Genomic DNA, 13699 nt, shown 5'->3' with positions numbered 1-13699 from the left:
ATTTGTAGGAGGAACACGAAATGGATCTGAGCTATTCTGACGAAGAGAAAGCGTTCCGCGACGAAGTGCGTGCGTTTCTGGAGGAAAAAGTCACCCCGGAGATGAAAGCCAAAGTGCGCGGAAAAGGTGAGTTGACCAAAGCCGACATGGAGCATTGGCACGCCACACTGAACGAAAAAGGCTGGCTTGCGCCGAACTGGCCCAAGAAATTTGGCGGTGCCGAATGGAACGCCGTTCAAAAACACATTTTTGAAGAAGAGGCCGCTGCTGCTTCTGCGCCGCGTATTGTGCCCTTTGGTCTGGGCATGCTTGCGCCCGTACTGCAAAAGTTTGGCTCGCAGGAGCAGAACGATTACTGGCTGCCGCGCATCCTGTCCGGTGAGGACTGGTGGTGTCAGGGCTATTCCGAGCCGGGCGCAGGTTCTGACCTTGCCTCTCTCAAGACGACAGCCATCAAAAACGAGGCGGGCACGCATTACATCGTGAACGGCCAGAAAACGTGGACGACGCTGGGCCAACACGCCAACATGATCTTCTGCCTCGTCCGCACCGATAAGGACGTGAAGCAGCAAGAAGGCATTTCATTCCTGTTGATCGACATGGATACACCGGGCATCGAAGTGCGCCCGATCATCCTGCTGGATGGCACACATGAGGTGAACGAAGTATGGTTCACGGACGTCGAAGTGCCTGTCGAGAACCTTGTTGGCGAAGAAAACAAAGGCTGGACCTATGCGAAGTATTTGCTGACGCATGAGCGGACAAACATCGCCGGCGTCGGCTTTTCTCAGGCTGGTTTGAACACGGTCAAACGTTTGGCACGTTCCGAAATGGCGGGTGGCAAGCCACTTATTGAGAACCCGTATTTTGCTGCGCGCGTTGCGCAGGTCGAGATTGATCTGATGGCGATGGCAACAACCAACCTGCGGATCGTTTCCAAGGCGGCCGCCGGTCAGGCGCCGGGGGTTGAATCCTCAATGCTTAAGGTGAAAGGCACGATCATCCGTCAGGAAATCAACGATCTTGCCCGCCGTGCAGCAGGCGCATACGCGATGCCGTTTGCATCCGAAGCGATCGAAGGCTCGAACGAAATGCTGCCCGATCCGCTGGACGCAGGTCCGGTCGCGGCCAAGTATTTCAACAACCGCAAATTGTCGATCTTCGGGGGATCCAACGAGATCCAGCGCGGGATCATCGCAAAAGTCACGATGGGGAGCTAAGGGCCATGAATTTTGATCTGACAGAAGAGCGGCAAATGCTGCAAGACAGCCTGCGTCGCTTCCTCCGGGACCGCTACGACACGGCTACACGTAACAAGATTTTGGAAAGCGACAGCGGCATGTCGTCTGAAATCTGGGCCGAATTGGCCGAGCTTGGCGTCATCGGCGCGCTCTTCACCGAAGAGCAGGGCGGCTTTGGCGGCAAAGGTTTTGACCTTGCCGTGGTGTTCGAAGAACTGGGCCGCGCCGGTGTGGTTGAGCCTTTCCTCGATACGGCTGTTCTAGCTGGTGGCTTGATCGCCGATCTGGGCAATGACGACCAGCAGGCCCACGTGGAAGAGATCATCGCAGGCTCTTTGCAATTGGCCTTCGCCCATGGTGAGCCGACCAGTCGCTATGACCTTACACGTGTCAGCACAACCGCGACAGAAAAGGGCGATGAGATCGTCCTGAGCGGCCGTAAAGCCGTTGTTGTGAATGCTGAAGCTGCTGACATGCTTGTGGTGTCAGCGCGTGAAAGTGGCGAACAGGGCGATGCAGACGGCATTTCGCTGTTCCTTGTTCCGAAAGACGCCAAAGGGGTAACCGTTCAGGGTTATGCTTTGTTGGCTGGTGGCCGTGCGGCTGAAGTGACGCTTGAGGATGTGGCTGTACCTGCATCTGCACGTCTTGGCGCTGCTGGTGCAGCGTCTCCCGCGATTGAGGCACGTATTGCTGCGGCGAATGTTGCGCAAACAGCCGAAACGCTGGGCGCGATGGAGACAGCTTGCTATCTGACCAAAGACTATCTTGGTACGCGCAAGCAGTTCGGTCGCCCGATCGGCACGTTTCAGGCTTTGGCGCACCGCTTCTCTGACCTGCTGATCGAGATGGAGCAGGCGCGCTCTGCCGTCATCATCGCGGCAGGCCATCTTGAGGATGAGCGCGGCCCACGTGAGCGTCACGTGTCAGCAGCCAAAAACCTCATCGGCCGTGTGGGCCGTCTGGTGGGCGAAGAAAGCATCCAGCTGCACGGTGGCATTGCGATGACGCAAGAATACGAACTGGCCCATATCGCCAAGCGTATCGTCATGGCTGACCACCGCTTCGGCGATGTGGATCATCATCTGGAGCGGTTTATTGCCCTCGCAGCAGCCTAAAACAGAGGCCGGTTTCATCCGTGATGAGACCGGCACCCAAAGCTTGGTCGGGTACGTGGTGGATGTCCGCGATCCCGCCCACGGTCGCTGCTACCTTGATGTAGGGCCGCAGCACCTTAACCGTCACGGCGCGCTGCATGGCGGGATCGCTGTGACCCTTCTGGACAACGCAAGCGGCACAACGGGGTCGCTTACCGTAGATGCCAGCGGCAAGGCTCCGTTTTTGACGGTGTCTATGAATACACAGTTTGTGGGCTCCGGCAGACCGGGGCGGATGACCGCCAGCGGAACTGTCACGGGTGGGGGGCGCAGCCTGTTGTTTATTTCTGCAGAGCTACGGCATGAGGACGGCACATTGGTTGCCACATCGACGGGCGTCTTCAAACGCGTCCCGCCGGAAAAACTGACCACATAGGGAGAACCGCCATGGGCGCACGTATGGAGGACGCAGGCGACCGCCTGATCATCTGGAACGGCAACACAGAGAAACGCGGCGCATTATCGCCGGAGCTTTATGCCTGCATTCTAGAGGCTTGCGAACTGGCGAAAGAGCGGCGCATCCGGTCCATTATTCTGACGTCCGAAGGCCCGTTCTTTTGCGCGGGCGGTGATTTGAATGTGCTGATTTCACGGCAGGGCATGCCAGAGGAAGAGCGCCGCGCGGGAATCGACGGGTTGCACGATGTGATACGCGCGATGCGTGCCTGTCCTGTCCCGATCATCGCAGCAGTCGAGGGTGGTGCCGCTGGTGCCGGCCTCAGCTTTGCTCTGGCGTGCGATATCATCGTCGCAGCACAAGGTGCAAAGTTCGTTGCGGCCTATGTGAAGGCCGGTTTGGTCCCCGATGGCGGCTTGACAGCGCATCTGGCGCGCACGGTGCCGCGCCAGCTTTCGATGGAAATGTGCCTGCTGGCCCAGCCGGTTCTGGCAGAGCGAATGCACGCACTTGGTGTCGTTAATGCACTGACAGAGGCTGGGCGGACAATGGATGCTGGGCAGAAGTTTGCGGATCGTTTTGCTGATGGCCCGCGTGATGCGCAGGCTGCCATTCGCAAGATGGTTGCAGCCGCCTACGATGCGACCGAAGCAGAGCAGCTGGATCATGAACGTGACGCTATGGGCTTTGCCACTGGCGCGCCGGAAGCCGCCGAAGGCATTGCCGCATTTTTGGAAAAACGCAGTCCGAATTACGGCTGAAAGGCCAAGACTAGTTTATGGGAGGATGCCGAATGGCACGGGTAGAAGATTTTTTAAAAGACCGCGTAAAGGTTGCCCCCGACAGCACGGCACTAAGCGATTCCAGCGGCGTGCATTGGAGCTATGCAGAGTTTGACCGCGCCAGCGAGGATCTGGCCGATCATTTGCGGGAAGCAGGTGTGCAGCCCAATGACCGTGTACTTTTATTGGTTGAGAACTGCGCAGCTGCTGTCGCAACACTACATGCTGCATGGAGGATTGGCGCGGTAATCATCCCGTTCAACGCGCGGCAAACACAGGGTGAAGTTGAGCGTGTGGTCAATCACGCTACGCCCGCCGCTATCGTGATGACGGGGCATATCTCCGCTGATGCGGCCGCTCACGGCGCGCGGATGGGTGCAGATGAGGTCTCCGGTGCTTTCGGCACGCTGTTACTTGCAAAGCGGCCATCGGACCCTGATCCCGTTCTCGAAGACGTCGCCGTTTTACTTTACACCACAGGCACCACCGGCGATCCTAAAGGGGTTATGCTCACGCATGATAACGTCCGCTTTGGCGGCATGGCGTCCAGCATGCTACGGCGGATGACGCCGGATGATGTTGTCTACGGTGCGCTTCCGATGAGCCATGTTTTCGGCCTGATCTCGGTGCTAACAGGTGCATGCTATACTGGTGCGCATGTGATGATCGAGGCGCGGTTCTCGGCGCAAAAGCTATATCAGGCGGCAATGGATGGCGTGACGATCATTCCAGCTGTGCCGCAGATGCATGCGCTGGTGATGCAGTACACCAAAGAACAGGGGATGCAGCGCCTTGGCGCACCCAAGCTACGCTATGTCTCATCAGGTGGTGCGCCACTTGATCCCGCGTGGAAGCGCAAGGCAGAAGCCTTTTACGAACTACCGCTGCAAAACGGATTTGGCATGACCGAAACAGCTTCGGGCGCATCAGCTACGGACAATCCTATTGGTTCTCCCGATGTCTCCGTTGGTCCGGTCACACCGGGCACAGAGGCCCGCATTGATCCGGATGCCCCCGGCGGCAACGGTGTCGACGAAGGCGAGGTTCTGGTCCGGGGGCCACATGTGATGAAGGGCTATTACCGCAATCCCGTAGAGACAGCAAAAGCGCTGGATGCAGACGGCTGGTTGCACACAGGCGATCTGGGCAAGATTGATGATGAGGGTCGTCTATACATTCTCGGGCGTTCGAAAGAGCTGATTATTCACGGCGGTTTTAACGTGTACCCGCCCGAGGTAGAGGCTGCGTTGAACGATCACCCGCAAGTCATCCAAAGCGCTGTGGTCGGGCGATTGAAGGACGGGGACGAAGAAGTGCTCGCTTTTGTGCAGGTGTCAGATGCAGACAGACCGGATGTGGAAGAGCTGCGCCAGTTCATCAAAGAACGCCTGACCGGATATAAGCGGCCCAAGCATATCGTGCTGACAACGGCGCTGCCTGCTGCGCCCACTGGAAAGCTGCTCAAGCATAAGATGATTGAAACATTCGCGGATGAGTTGCCCTAGGCAGCTCATCCTAAATTTTTCGCGCATTTGCCGTCTTAGATGTAAACACCTGCGGCGGCTTCGCGGATCGCACGAATGTTCGCACCGTAGGGCGCAGGGTCCTGCACCGAGCCGCCCTTGAACACGGCAGAACCAGCCACCAGAACATCGGCCCCCGCGCCAGCAACGATTGGCGCGGTTTTAGGATCAACACCGCCGTCGATCTCGATGTGTACGGGGCGGTCGCCGATCATGCTGCGCAGGGTTTTGATCTTGTCGGTCATGTCGATGAACTTCTGACCGCCAAAGCCGGGGTTCACCGTCATCACACATACCAGGTCGGTGATATCCAACAGATGCGCGACTGCTTCGGCCGGTGTGCCGGGGTTCAGGGCAACCCCCGCTTTGGCACCTGACGCGCGGATGGCTTGCATCGTGCGGTGAATATGGGGCCCTGCCTCTACGTGGGCGGTGATGATGTCGGCACCAGCGCGGGCGAAATCCTCAATGTAGGCATCCACCGGAGAGATCATCAAATGCACGTCCATCACGCCTTTGATGTGAGGACGGATGGCGGCACAGGTAGCAGCACCAAAGGTGATGTTCGGTACGAAATGCCCGTCCATGACATCCACATGAATCCAGTCCGCGCCCTGCGCTTCGACAGCGGCGCACTCCGCGCCAAAATTGGCGAAATCTGAGGCAAGAATTGAGGGGGCGATTTTGATTGAACGGTCGAAGGACATAGGCAGCGGCCTTTGGTTGATGGGGTTGGCATGCTGATAGCGGCTTGCACGGAGCAGGGCAATCGGTGGGGCGCAAATTGGCGATCTGCGGCTGCTGCGCGCTTGACTTAACGAATTGGGCAGGGGCACTCTGCGACATATATTTCGGGAGGATAGGATATGACCATTTTAACACGGCGCCAGACGCTTGGCGGGATTGCAGCTTCGGCTGCGGCAGCGGGTCTGGCGGCACCGGCAATTGCGCAGGGCCGTAAGATCGTGTTGGGCGCGCTTGGTTTCACCAGCCACTCAGGCACATTTGTCGCGGTTGAACGGGAGTATTTCAAACAGGCTGGCTTGGACGTGGAGCTGAAGTTTTTTCAGGCGGCCCAGCCGATGGCTGTGGCCATTGCCTCAGGCGATGTTGATTATGGTCTGACAGCGATTTCTGGCGGTCTTGTCTCGCTTGCGGATAAGGGGGCAGTGAAAGTCATCGGTGGCGCATTGCAAGAAGAGACCGGTATCGACGGTCAAAAGTTTCTTGTTTCGGATGCAGCGTTCAAATCCGGTATCACAGCGCCCGGCATGTTGGACGGTAAATCCTACGGTATCAGCACGGCTGGCTCCTCCTTTCACTATATGGGTGCCAAGATGGCCGCGGCTGAGGGAATATCCCTGCAATTCAAGCCGTTGCAAAAGGTTGGCGCGATCATCGGCGCGCTGAAGTCGGGACAGATCGACGCGTGGTCCATCGTGCCGCATATTGCCAAACCGCTTGCGGGTTCTGGTGCGGTGCATATCATCGGTGATGTGGCGACGTATCTGCCGGACTATCAGGTCACGACGCTGTTCACCTCCGCCAAGAACGCGAAGGATGAAAAGCAGATGACCCAAGACTATCTTGCCGCTTATTCCAAGGGTGTTGCCGACTATAACGCTGCCATGATCGCCCGTGATGGCGGCGATGAGGGTGTGAACGCGATGGTCGATCTGATCCACAAATACGTTTACACAGACCGCCCGCGTGAAAAGGCGGCGCCGTCGATTATCAATGGCACTATGCGCCTGAACGAAGGCGGCAAAATGAGCGTGGCCTCTGTTCGCGACCAGCTTGAGTGGTTCCAGTCAGAGGATCTGGTTGGCAAAGACATCTCGCTGGATACGCTGATTGACACGTCTTATGTGGAAACAGTCGGCGCTTGATCGTTCGGCACTGATGCGGGGGGCCGGACCTGAGTGTCCGGCCTTTCTAATTATGAGGGCAAGATGGATCTGAAGCTCGATGCGGTAACACACCGCTATAGCGATACCGTTGTTCTGCGGGACATCTCTCTGGATATTCCGTCCGGTCGGATCACCTGTATCGTGGGGCCGTCCGGCTGCGGCAAATCCACCTTGCTACGGTTGCTGGGCGGTTTGGAGAAACCAACCGAAGGTGCCGTTCGTCAGGTCGGCAGCCCGCCGGAGGCTTGTCTGAATGCGCTGACCTATATCTTTCAGGACTTTGCGCTGCTGCCGTGGCGGACGGTTGCGGGGAATGTTGCTTTGGTACTGGAAGATCACAATCTACCAAACCAGCGCGATATCATCGCTGATGTGCTTGCCCGCACGCGGCTGTCGGATTTTGCAGATGCTTTGCCCAAGCAATTGTCTGGTGGGATGAAGCAGCGCGTGGCAATCGCCCGTGCTTTAGCGGTGAATCCTGCTGTGATGCTGATGGATGAACCCCTGTCCGCTTTGGACAGCCAAACCCGAGAGTTGCTGATGGACGATCTGGTGGCCTTGTGGACGCGCGCACCTTTTACTGCGGTCTATGTCACCCACAATCTGGCCGAAGCCGTACGGCTGGGGCACCGGATTGTTGTCCTGTCTCGCCGTCCCGGTGAAGTGCGCGAGATTGTCGAAATAGACACACCGCTTGAGGCCCGCGCGCATGGCGATCCAGAACTGGACGCGCAACAGCAGCACCTTTGGAGCCTTATGCGGGACGAAGCCGCAGCAGCGGATGCGGAGTTGCTTCATGTCTGACCGGGTTCCCTTTCGCGGCGGTGGCTTTGCCCCTGTGCAGGTACGTGGGCTAGGCATCGCCGTTTTTGTGTTGCTCATTGCCTTTGCCGAATGGGGCACGCGCAGTGGCTGGATCAGCTCTCTGACGTTGCCCAGACCATCGGATGTACTGGCCACCTTCGGAGAGCTTTGGCAAAGCGGGTTGCTGTTTAAACATCTGCTCCCATCGCTCAGCCGCCTAGCTGTTGGCGCGACAATGGGTGCGATTGTTGGTATTGCCGTAGGCGTGATGATCGGGCTGTTCGCTTATGTCCGTGCTGGGCTGGTGCCGCTGGTTGCCGCGATTTTTCCGATACCGAAGATCGCGCTGCTGCCGTTGTTCGTGATCTGGTTTGGCATTGATGAGGGGTCGAAATACGCGCTGATCGCTTTTGGCACTTTCACACCAACGGTGGTGGCGACCTATGCCGCCGTTGACAATGTGGATCGGACGCTGATCCGCATGGGTCAAAGCTTTGGCCTGTCGTGGTGGTCCATTGTCCGCAAGATCGTGTTGCCCGGTGCCATGCCGGGCATCCTGTCGGGGCTGCGGATTTCGCTGACGATTGCGATCATCCTGCTGGTCGCTGCAGAAATGCTGGGCGCGCAATACGGTGTCGGCGCCTACATCCTTGAGGCCGGCAGCTTGTACGATCTGGAACGGCTTTTTGCGGGCGTGGTGATCCTGTCCGCGCTGGGCGTAGCTGTGTCATCAATTATCGGCGTGTTGGAACGGCGCGTGCTGCGCTGGCGAGTCTGACGGGAACCAAGCAATCGCTATGTGTGTTGTCTTCGTGAAACATAGGGAGACGGCAATGGCTCAGTATGACAAAGGTGACAAGGTTGAGTGGGACTGGGGGAATGGCACTGGTGAAGGGACCGTGCAAAAGACCTACACCCGCAAGATCACCCGCAGCATCAAAGGTACAGAGGTGACCAGAGATGGCAGCGATGATGATCCCGCGCTCTTTATCGAGCAGGAAGATGGCGACGAAGTGCTGAAGCTTTCTTCAGAAGTTCGGGCGGCGTGAACGTGGATCTGGTTTATGTCAGGGATGATCAGCCGGGCATCAGACGGCAGCGCCGCGGGCGCGGCTTTAGCTATGTCGCCCCTGACGGCACCACCATCGCACGGGGGGCTGAGCGTGCCAGGCTTGAAGCTTTGGCTGTTCCTCCGGCCTACGAAGACGTCTGGATGTGTGCGCTGCCGAATGGTCACCTTCAGGCGACCGGCCGCGATGCTCGGGCGCGCAAACAGTACCGCTATCATGAGAAATGGGCAGAAGCGCAGGCGCGTACCAAATTTGATAGCCTGACGGGATTCGCACACAACTTGCCCCGTTTGCGTGCGCGGGTTGCGCGGGATCTGGAACAAGAAGCGGGCGAGCGTGATTTTGCCTTAGCCTGCGCCGTGACTTTGATCGACCGGACGTCGCTTCGGGTCGGCCACCCCGAGTATACTGATCAGAATGGAAGCTATGGCGCCCTGACATTGCGGCGACGGCATGTGACGCTAAGCGATGATGGCATCGCCTTGCGCTACGTTGCGAAGGGCGGCAAGAAAGTACGCCGACAGGTAAAGGACCGCACGTTGAGCCGTGTTCTGCACAAAATCGGCGATCTTCCCGGTGCAGAGGTTCTGACGTGGCTTGATGATGATGGCACGCCGCATATGCTCAGCTCGCAAGCTTTGAATGCCTACATAGCAGAAGGTGCCGATGAGGAAGGTATTACGGCAAAGACGTTCCGAACATGGGCGGGCACCGTGGCGGCATTTGAAATCGGCGAAAAGGGCAGTGCGACAATCAAAGACATGGCCGAAGCCGCTGCTGCACGCCTTGCCAATACGCCAACTGTTGCGCGAAACAGCTACATCCACCCCGATGTGGTAGAGTTGGCGGGTACCGAGGCGCTGTCCGGTTTCGATGCCGGACGATCTGGGCTGCGCGCAGCCGAGAACCGTCTGCTGGCGTATCTGGAGCGTTAGATTAGGACCGTTTCGGCCTTGTAGGACATATATGTTGACCTAAATTGCCAATCCGTGCTTTCTGGCCCCACAGTGAGTTTCGGGGAGGAACAGATGGACTGGCACCAGATTTTCGCAACACGCAACAGCCGCATGAAAGCCAGCGAAATACGCGAGCTTCTAAAGCTGCTGGACCAGCCTGACATTATCTCATTCGCTGGTGGTATCCCTGATCCTGATCTGTTTCCTGCCGAAGCTTTCCAGCGGGCATTTGCCGCGGCGCTTGGCCCCGAAACCCAAGCGACTGCATTGCAGTATTCCGTGTCCGAAGGATATGGCCCGCTCCGCGACTGGATCGTCGGTGAAATGGCCCGACTGGGGATACCCTGCACCCGGGACAATGTGTTGATCACTTCCGGCTCCCAGCAGGCGCTTGATTATCTAGGTAAGCTGCTGCTTAGCCCCGGCGACACGGCCTTGGTCGGCTGGCCCACGTATCTTGGTGCGCTGGGCGCGTTCAATGCATATGAACCCCGGTATGACCGGCTTGATCCTGAAACGAACCGTTCGGCTTCCGACTATGCCGAAGCGGCAGGCGAAGGCCGCGTGAAATTTGCCTACATGTCGGTGGATTTCGCAAACCCCACAGGCCGCACGCTTGATTCCGATATGCGCGAACGTGTCATTGATCTTGCTGACGCGCTGGACATCGCAGTGATCGAAGACGCGGCCTATCAAAGCCTGCGCTACGAAGGCGAGGCACTTGCACCAGTCCTTGCGAGAGAGATCGAGCGTAAAGGCGATATCAATGCCTGCCGCACGATCTATTGTGGCAGCTTCTCCAAAACGCTTGCGCCGGGCCTGCGGGTTGGATGGGTCTGCGCGGCTGAAGAAGTCATCAGCCAAATGGTGTTGCTGAAACAGGCCGCTGATCTGCACAGCTCGACCATTAACCAGATGGCCATTGCAACTGTTGCCAAAGAACAGTTCGACAGCCATGTCGCAAAGATCAAGACAGCCTACATCGCACGCCGTGACAGCATGCTGACTGCGCTAGAGGCGCACATGCCGAAGGGTGTCACATGGACACGGCCCGAAGGCGGTATGTTCATCTGGCTTGAGCTGCCCAAACATCTCAATTGCGCTGATCTGCTTGCCAAATCGCTCCAGTCGGAAAGAGTTGCATTTGTGCCGGGGCATGCGTTCTTTGCGGACGGCTCAGGCGCCAACACCCTGCGCCTGAGCTTTAGCCGCACGGACGAGGCAAGCATTGCCGAAGGTATCAAACGTCTGGGTCGGCTGATTGCCGCCGCTCTCTAAGCGATATCTTGATTGAACCGGCGCCCGCATGGATTTAAATAGCGCAATATGAGAACTGCGCTTTTCCTGTGTTTGTTGATGGTCGCTGCCCCGCTGGGCGCGCATCCACATATCTTTGTGAACACCGGGTTGTCCTTTGTGGTGGACGCGCAGAACAGGCTTACCCACGTGCAAGTCACGTGGGAATACGATGAGCTTTATTCCCTGTTGGTGACAGAGGATATGGAGATCGACAGCGACTACGATGGTATTCTTACACCTTCTGATACAGCCACATTGACCGGCTTTGATATGAACTGGGTCGAAGGATTCAACGGTGACCTTGTGGGGGAACTTGGTGGTGAACCGCTAGAATTCTCGGGGCCCACAGCGGCGACAGCGTCGTTCAATGACGGCAAGATCACGACCACTCATGTGCGTAAGGTCATTGGTAGCCCACAGATTACGGGCCCCGTTGTTTTCAGGCCTTACGACGGCACCTACTACACAGCCTACGAAGTCGGCCTGCCGGTTGGGGTGCAGGGCGCATCTGATTGTCAGGTTACCCTGGACGAACCAGACATTGAGGGCGCGCTTTCCATGACAAAGGCAGAGTTGTCTGCACTACCACAGGATTTCGACATGGAAGCCGCAGGCCTGAGCGATATCGGCGCACGCTTCGCAACGGAAGTCAGGGTCACATGCGCGGCGCTGTAACGATCGCCGTTCTGGTGGCAAGCACCGTGTTGGCGTGGCTGTGGTTCAGCGGTGGTTTCAACAACATCAGTGTCTGGGCTGCGGGCGAGCAGCGGAATTTTCAAAACGGAATCGCACGCACTCTGCGCGCCTTGAGGGGCGGTGAGGTTGGGGCTTATGCGCTGTTGCTGGGCAGCTGCTTTGCCTACGGTTTTTTTCACGCGATCGGTCCGGGCCACGGCAAGCTGCTCGTGGGGGGGTATGGCATGGCGCGCGCTGTGCCGATGCTGCGTTTGTCGCTCATCGCGCTGGTTTCAAGCTTGGGTCAAGCGGTCACAGCGGTGCTGCTGGCCTATGGCGGCCTGTGGTTGCTCGGGCTCACCCGTGACCGGATGGTTGGCGCGGCAGAAGATTGGCTGGCCCCGCTGAGTTACGCGATGATTGTGGCGATCGGCCTTTGGCTGGTGCTGCGCGGTGTCCTTAAATTGCGGCGGGCGCAGGCGGAAAGCGTGCATGATCATGCGCATCATGGTCATACTGAAATTTGCGACAGTTGCGGCCATCGTCATGGCCCTTCGATTGAAGATGCCGAGCAGGCAACAAACCTGCGCGATGCGCTGATCCTGATCGCTGGCATCGCAGTGCGTCCCTGCACTGGCGCTTTGTTTGTTCTTATCATCACATGGCAAATGGGTATCCCATTGGCCGGTATCGCAGGTGCGTTTGCCATGGCGCTGGGCACAGCTTCGGTCACCGTTGCAGTAGGTATCGCCGCCAGTGGTTTTCGCGGTGGTATCATCCGCAGTATTGCGCAGGCAGGTGCATTGGTCTGGGTCATGCCCATGATCGAAGTTGCCGTTGGCCTTGTTGTTGTCGCGCTGTCGATGGCGCTACTACTCAGGGCTTTCTAGGCGTTAGTAGATTGCAGTGTAGCGGATGATGATCGGCGTAAGCGTGATCAGGAAAAGCGCCGGCAACATCAGCATCGACATCACACCTGACATCTTCACCGGCAACTTGTTCGCCATCTCTTGGGCGTTCATTTCGCGCATTTCGCGCATTTCCGCGGCATAGGTTTTTAGCGCCAGCGTCAAGCTGGTGCCGAATTGCATGGATTGTACAATGACCAAAGCAAAGCTTTTCGCCTCATCAATCCCCATCCGGTCGGCCATATCAAACAGTGCGGCCTCACGATCACGTCCCGCCTGTATCTCAAGCTGGAGAAGCAGGAACTCATACGCAATTTCGGGGGATGCACGGCTGATCTCGTGACCGACACGGGTGATGGCAGCATCGAAACCCAAACCCGCCTCAACCGAAATTTGCACCAGATCAAGCGCGTTTGGAAAGGCCGCGCGAATACTGGATTGCCGCTTTTTGATCTTGGAATAAAGCCAGAAACCGGGGCCATAAAAGCCGATAGCCGTGCCAACTGCCGCGATTTGCATCATGCGCAACGTGCCCGTGCCATTGATTGTATCGGCAAGCACTTCGGGCAACAGACCTGCCCGGCTCAGCGCGATGCTCGCGAACACAAGGAAAGGGGTGATCATGGCCAGAAACAGGCGGATCATGAAAAACACTTCAACAACGTCAGGTCGCTCAAACCCCAGCTTGCCCAGCTGGAAACGGATCTGGGCGCGCTCTGATGGATCTTCGGGGATCAGCCCCTTTTTCCAGCCTTTCGGATCGGTGGCATCGGTCTTTGATAGGCGCGGTGCCGCGTTGTCCCGTGACATTGAGGCCGACATTGACCGGATACGTTCCGCTGTGCGGTCTCGACCCAGATAAAGGCCGACGACGCCCATCAGAAGCAGGATCACAGCAAATGTCATGCAGTAAAACAGCAGGTTTTCAGTGCTGGCCAGAGATTGGGCCGTGCCGATTTTTGATAGATCAAACATGT

Annotated in this window: 15 protein-coding genes; 13 read left to right on the top strand and 2 right to left on the bottom strand. The window is 57.6% G+C overall.

Annotated elements, in window-relative coordinates; genetic code table 11:
• The first annotated feature begins 20 nt into the window (after positions 1 to 20).
• The 5 genes from K3757_RS15810 to K3757_RS15790 are packed head-to-tail and all read left to right on the top strand — an operon-like array spanning position 21 to position 5082.
• Entirely contained in the window at positions 21 to 1220 is a 1200-nt protein-coding gene (locus K3757_RS15810; protein WP_259996924.1) for an acyl-CoA dehydrogenase family protein, read from the top strand.
• A gap of 5 nt (positions 1221 to 1225) precedes the next feature.
• Complete coding sequence (locus K3757_RS15805) at positions 1226 to 2359, top strand: acyl-CoA dehydrogenase family protein (protein ID WP_259996921.1); 1134 nt, start codon at positions 1226 to 1228, stop codon at positions 2357 to 2359.
• Positions 2340 to 2774 (top strand): PaaI family thioesterase, encoded by a 435-nt coding sequence (locus K3757_RS15800; RefSeq protein ID WP_259996919.1) that lies wholly within the window; start codon positions 2340 to 2342, stop codon positions 2772 to 2774. The genes K3757_RS15805 and K3757_RS15800 overlap by 20 nt, the downstream gene beginning before the upstream one ends.
• Positions 2775 to 2785: 11 nt before the next feature.
• Entirely contained in the window at positions 2786 to 3556 is a 771-nt protein-coding gene (locus K3757_RS15795) for an oxepin-CoA hydrolase, alternative type (RefSeq protein ID WP_259996917.1), read from the top strand.
• 32 nt (positions 3557 to 3588) lie between these two features.
• On the top strand, positions 3589 to 5082 hold the full coding sequence (locus K3757_RS15790; RefSeq protein WP_259996915.1) for a class I adenylate-forming enzyme family protein: 1494 nt from the start codon (positions 3589 to 3591) through the stop codon (positions 5080 to 5082).
• 35 nt (positions 5083 to 5117) lie between these two features.
• Here K3757_RS15790 and rpe read toward each other — a convergent pair whose 3' ends face one another.
• Positions 5118 to 5807, bottom strand: coding sequence for a ribulose-phosphate 3-epimerase (gene rpe / locus K3757_RS15785; RefSeq protein ID WP_259996912.1), 690 nt, complete (start codon positions 5805 to 5807; stop codon positions 5118 to 5120).
• Between the two features lie 159 nt (positions 5808 to 5966).
• Between rpe and K3757_RS15780 the strand changes: the two genes are divergently transcribed.
• The 8 genes from K3757_RS15780 to K3757_RS15745 all read left to right on the top strand — a co-directional run bounded on the left by K3757_RS15780 (position 5967) and on the right by K3757_RS15745 (position 12704).
• A complete protein-coding gene (locus tag K3757_RS15780; protein WP_259996910.1) occupies positions 5967 to 6989 on the top strand; it encodes an ABC transporter substrate-binding protein in 1023 nt (340 codons plus the stop codon).
• A 63-nt stretch (positions 6990 to 7052) separates the two neighbouring features.
• Positions 7053 to 7814 (top strand): ABC transporter ATP-binding protein, encoded by a 762-nt coding sequence (locus K3757_RS15775; RefSeq protein ID WP_259996908.1) that lies wholly within the window; start codon positions 7053 to 7055, stop codon positions 7812 to 7814.
• Entirely contained in the window at positions 7807 to 8592 is a 786-nt protein-coding gene (locus tag K3757_RS15770) for an ABC transporter permease (RefSeq protein WP_259996907.1), read from the top strand. The genes K3757_RS15775 and K3757_RS15770 overlap by 8 nt, the downstream gene beginning before the upstream one ends.
• A 55-nt stretch (positions 8593 to 8647) precedes the next feature.
• Complete coding sequence (locus K3757_RS15765; protein ID WP_259996905.1) at positions 8648 to 8863, top strand: DUF2945 domain-containing protein; 216 nt, start codon at positions 8648 to 8650, stop codon at positions 8861 to 8863.
• Positions 8860 to 9819 (top strand): DNA topoisomerase IB, encoded by a 960-nt coding sequence (locus tag K3757_RS15760; protein WP_259996904.1) that lies wholly within the window; start codon positions 8860 to 8862, stop codon positions 9817 to 9819. The genes K3757_RS15765 and K3757_RS15760 overlap by 4 nt, the downstream gene beginning before the upstream one ends.
• 93 nt (positions 9820 to 9912) lie before the next feature.
• On the top strand, positions 9913 to 11118 hold the full coding sequence (locus K3757_RS15755; RefSeq protein WP_259996903.1) for a PLP-dependent aminotransferase family protein: 1206 nt from the start codon (positions 9913 to 9915) through the stop codon (positions 11116 to 11118).
• 48 nt (positions 11119 to 11166) lie between these two features.
• Positions 11167 to 11814, top strand: a complete 648-nt coding sequence (locus K3757_RS15750) for a DUF1007 family protein (RefSeq protein WP_259996902.1) — start codon at positions 11167 to 11169, stop codon at positions 11812 to 11814.
• On the top strand, positions 11799 to 12704 hold the full coding sequence (locus tag K3757_RS15745; protein WP_259996901.1) for a nickel/cobalt transporter: 906 nt from the start codon (positions 11799 to 11801) through the stop codon (positions 12702 to 12704). Before K3757_RS15750 ends, K3757_RS15745 begins: the two co-directional genes overlap by 16 nt.
• Before the next feature lie 3 nt (positions 12705 to 12707).
• On the opposite strand, the gene K3757_RS15740 is transcribed toward K3757_RS15745, so the two are convergent.
• Entirely contained in the window at positions 12708 to 13697 is a 990-nt protein-coding gene (locus K3757_RS15740) for a type II secretion system F family protein (protein WP_259996900.1), read from the bottom strand.
• Between the last annotated feature and the right edge of the window lie 2 nt (positions 13698 to 13699).

The sequence above is a fragment of the Sulfitobacter sp. S223 genome (assembly GCF_025143825.1).
In the GTDB taxonomy this organism is placed as follows: domain Bacteria; phylum Pseudomonadota; class Alphaproteobacteria; order Rhodobacterales; family Rhodobacteraceae; genus Sulfitobacter.
The sequence above is the reverse complement of the archived record's forward strand: the minus strand, read 5'-3'. Positions and strand labels throughout refer to the sequence as shown.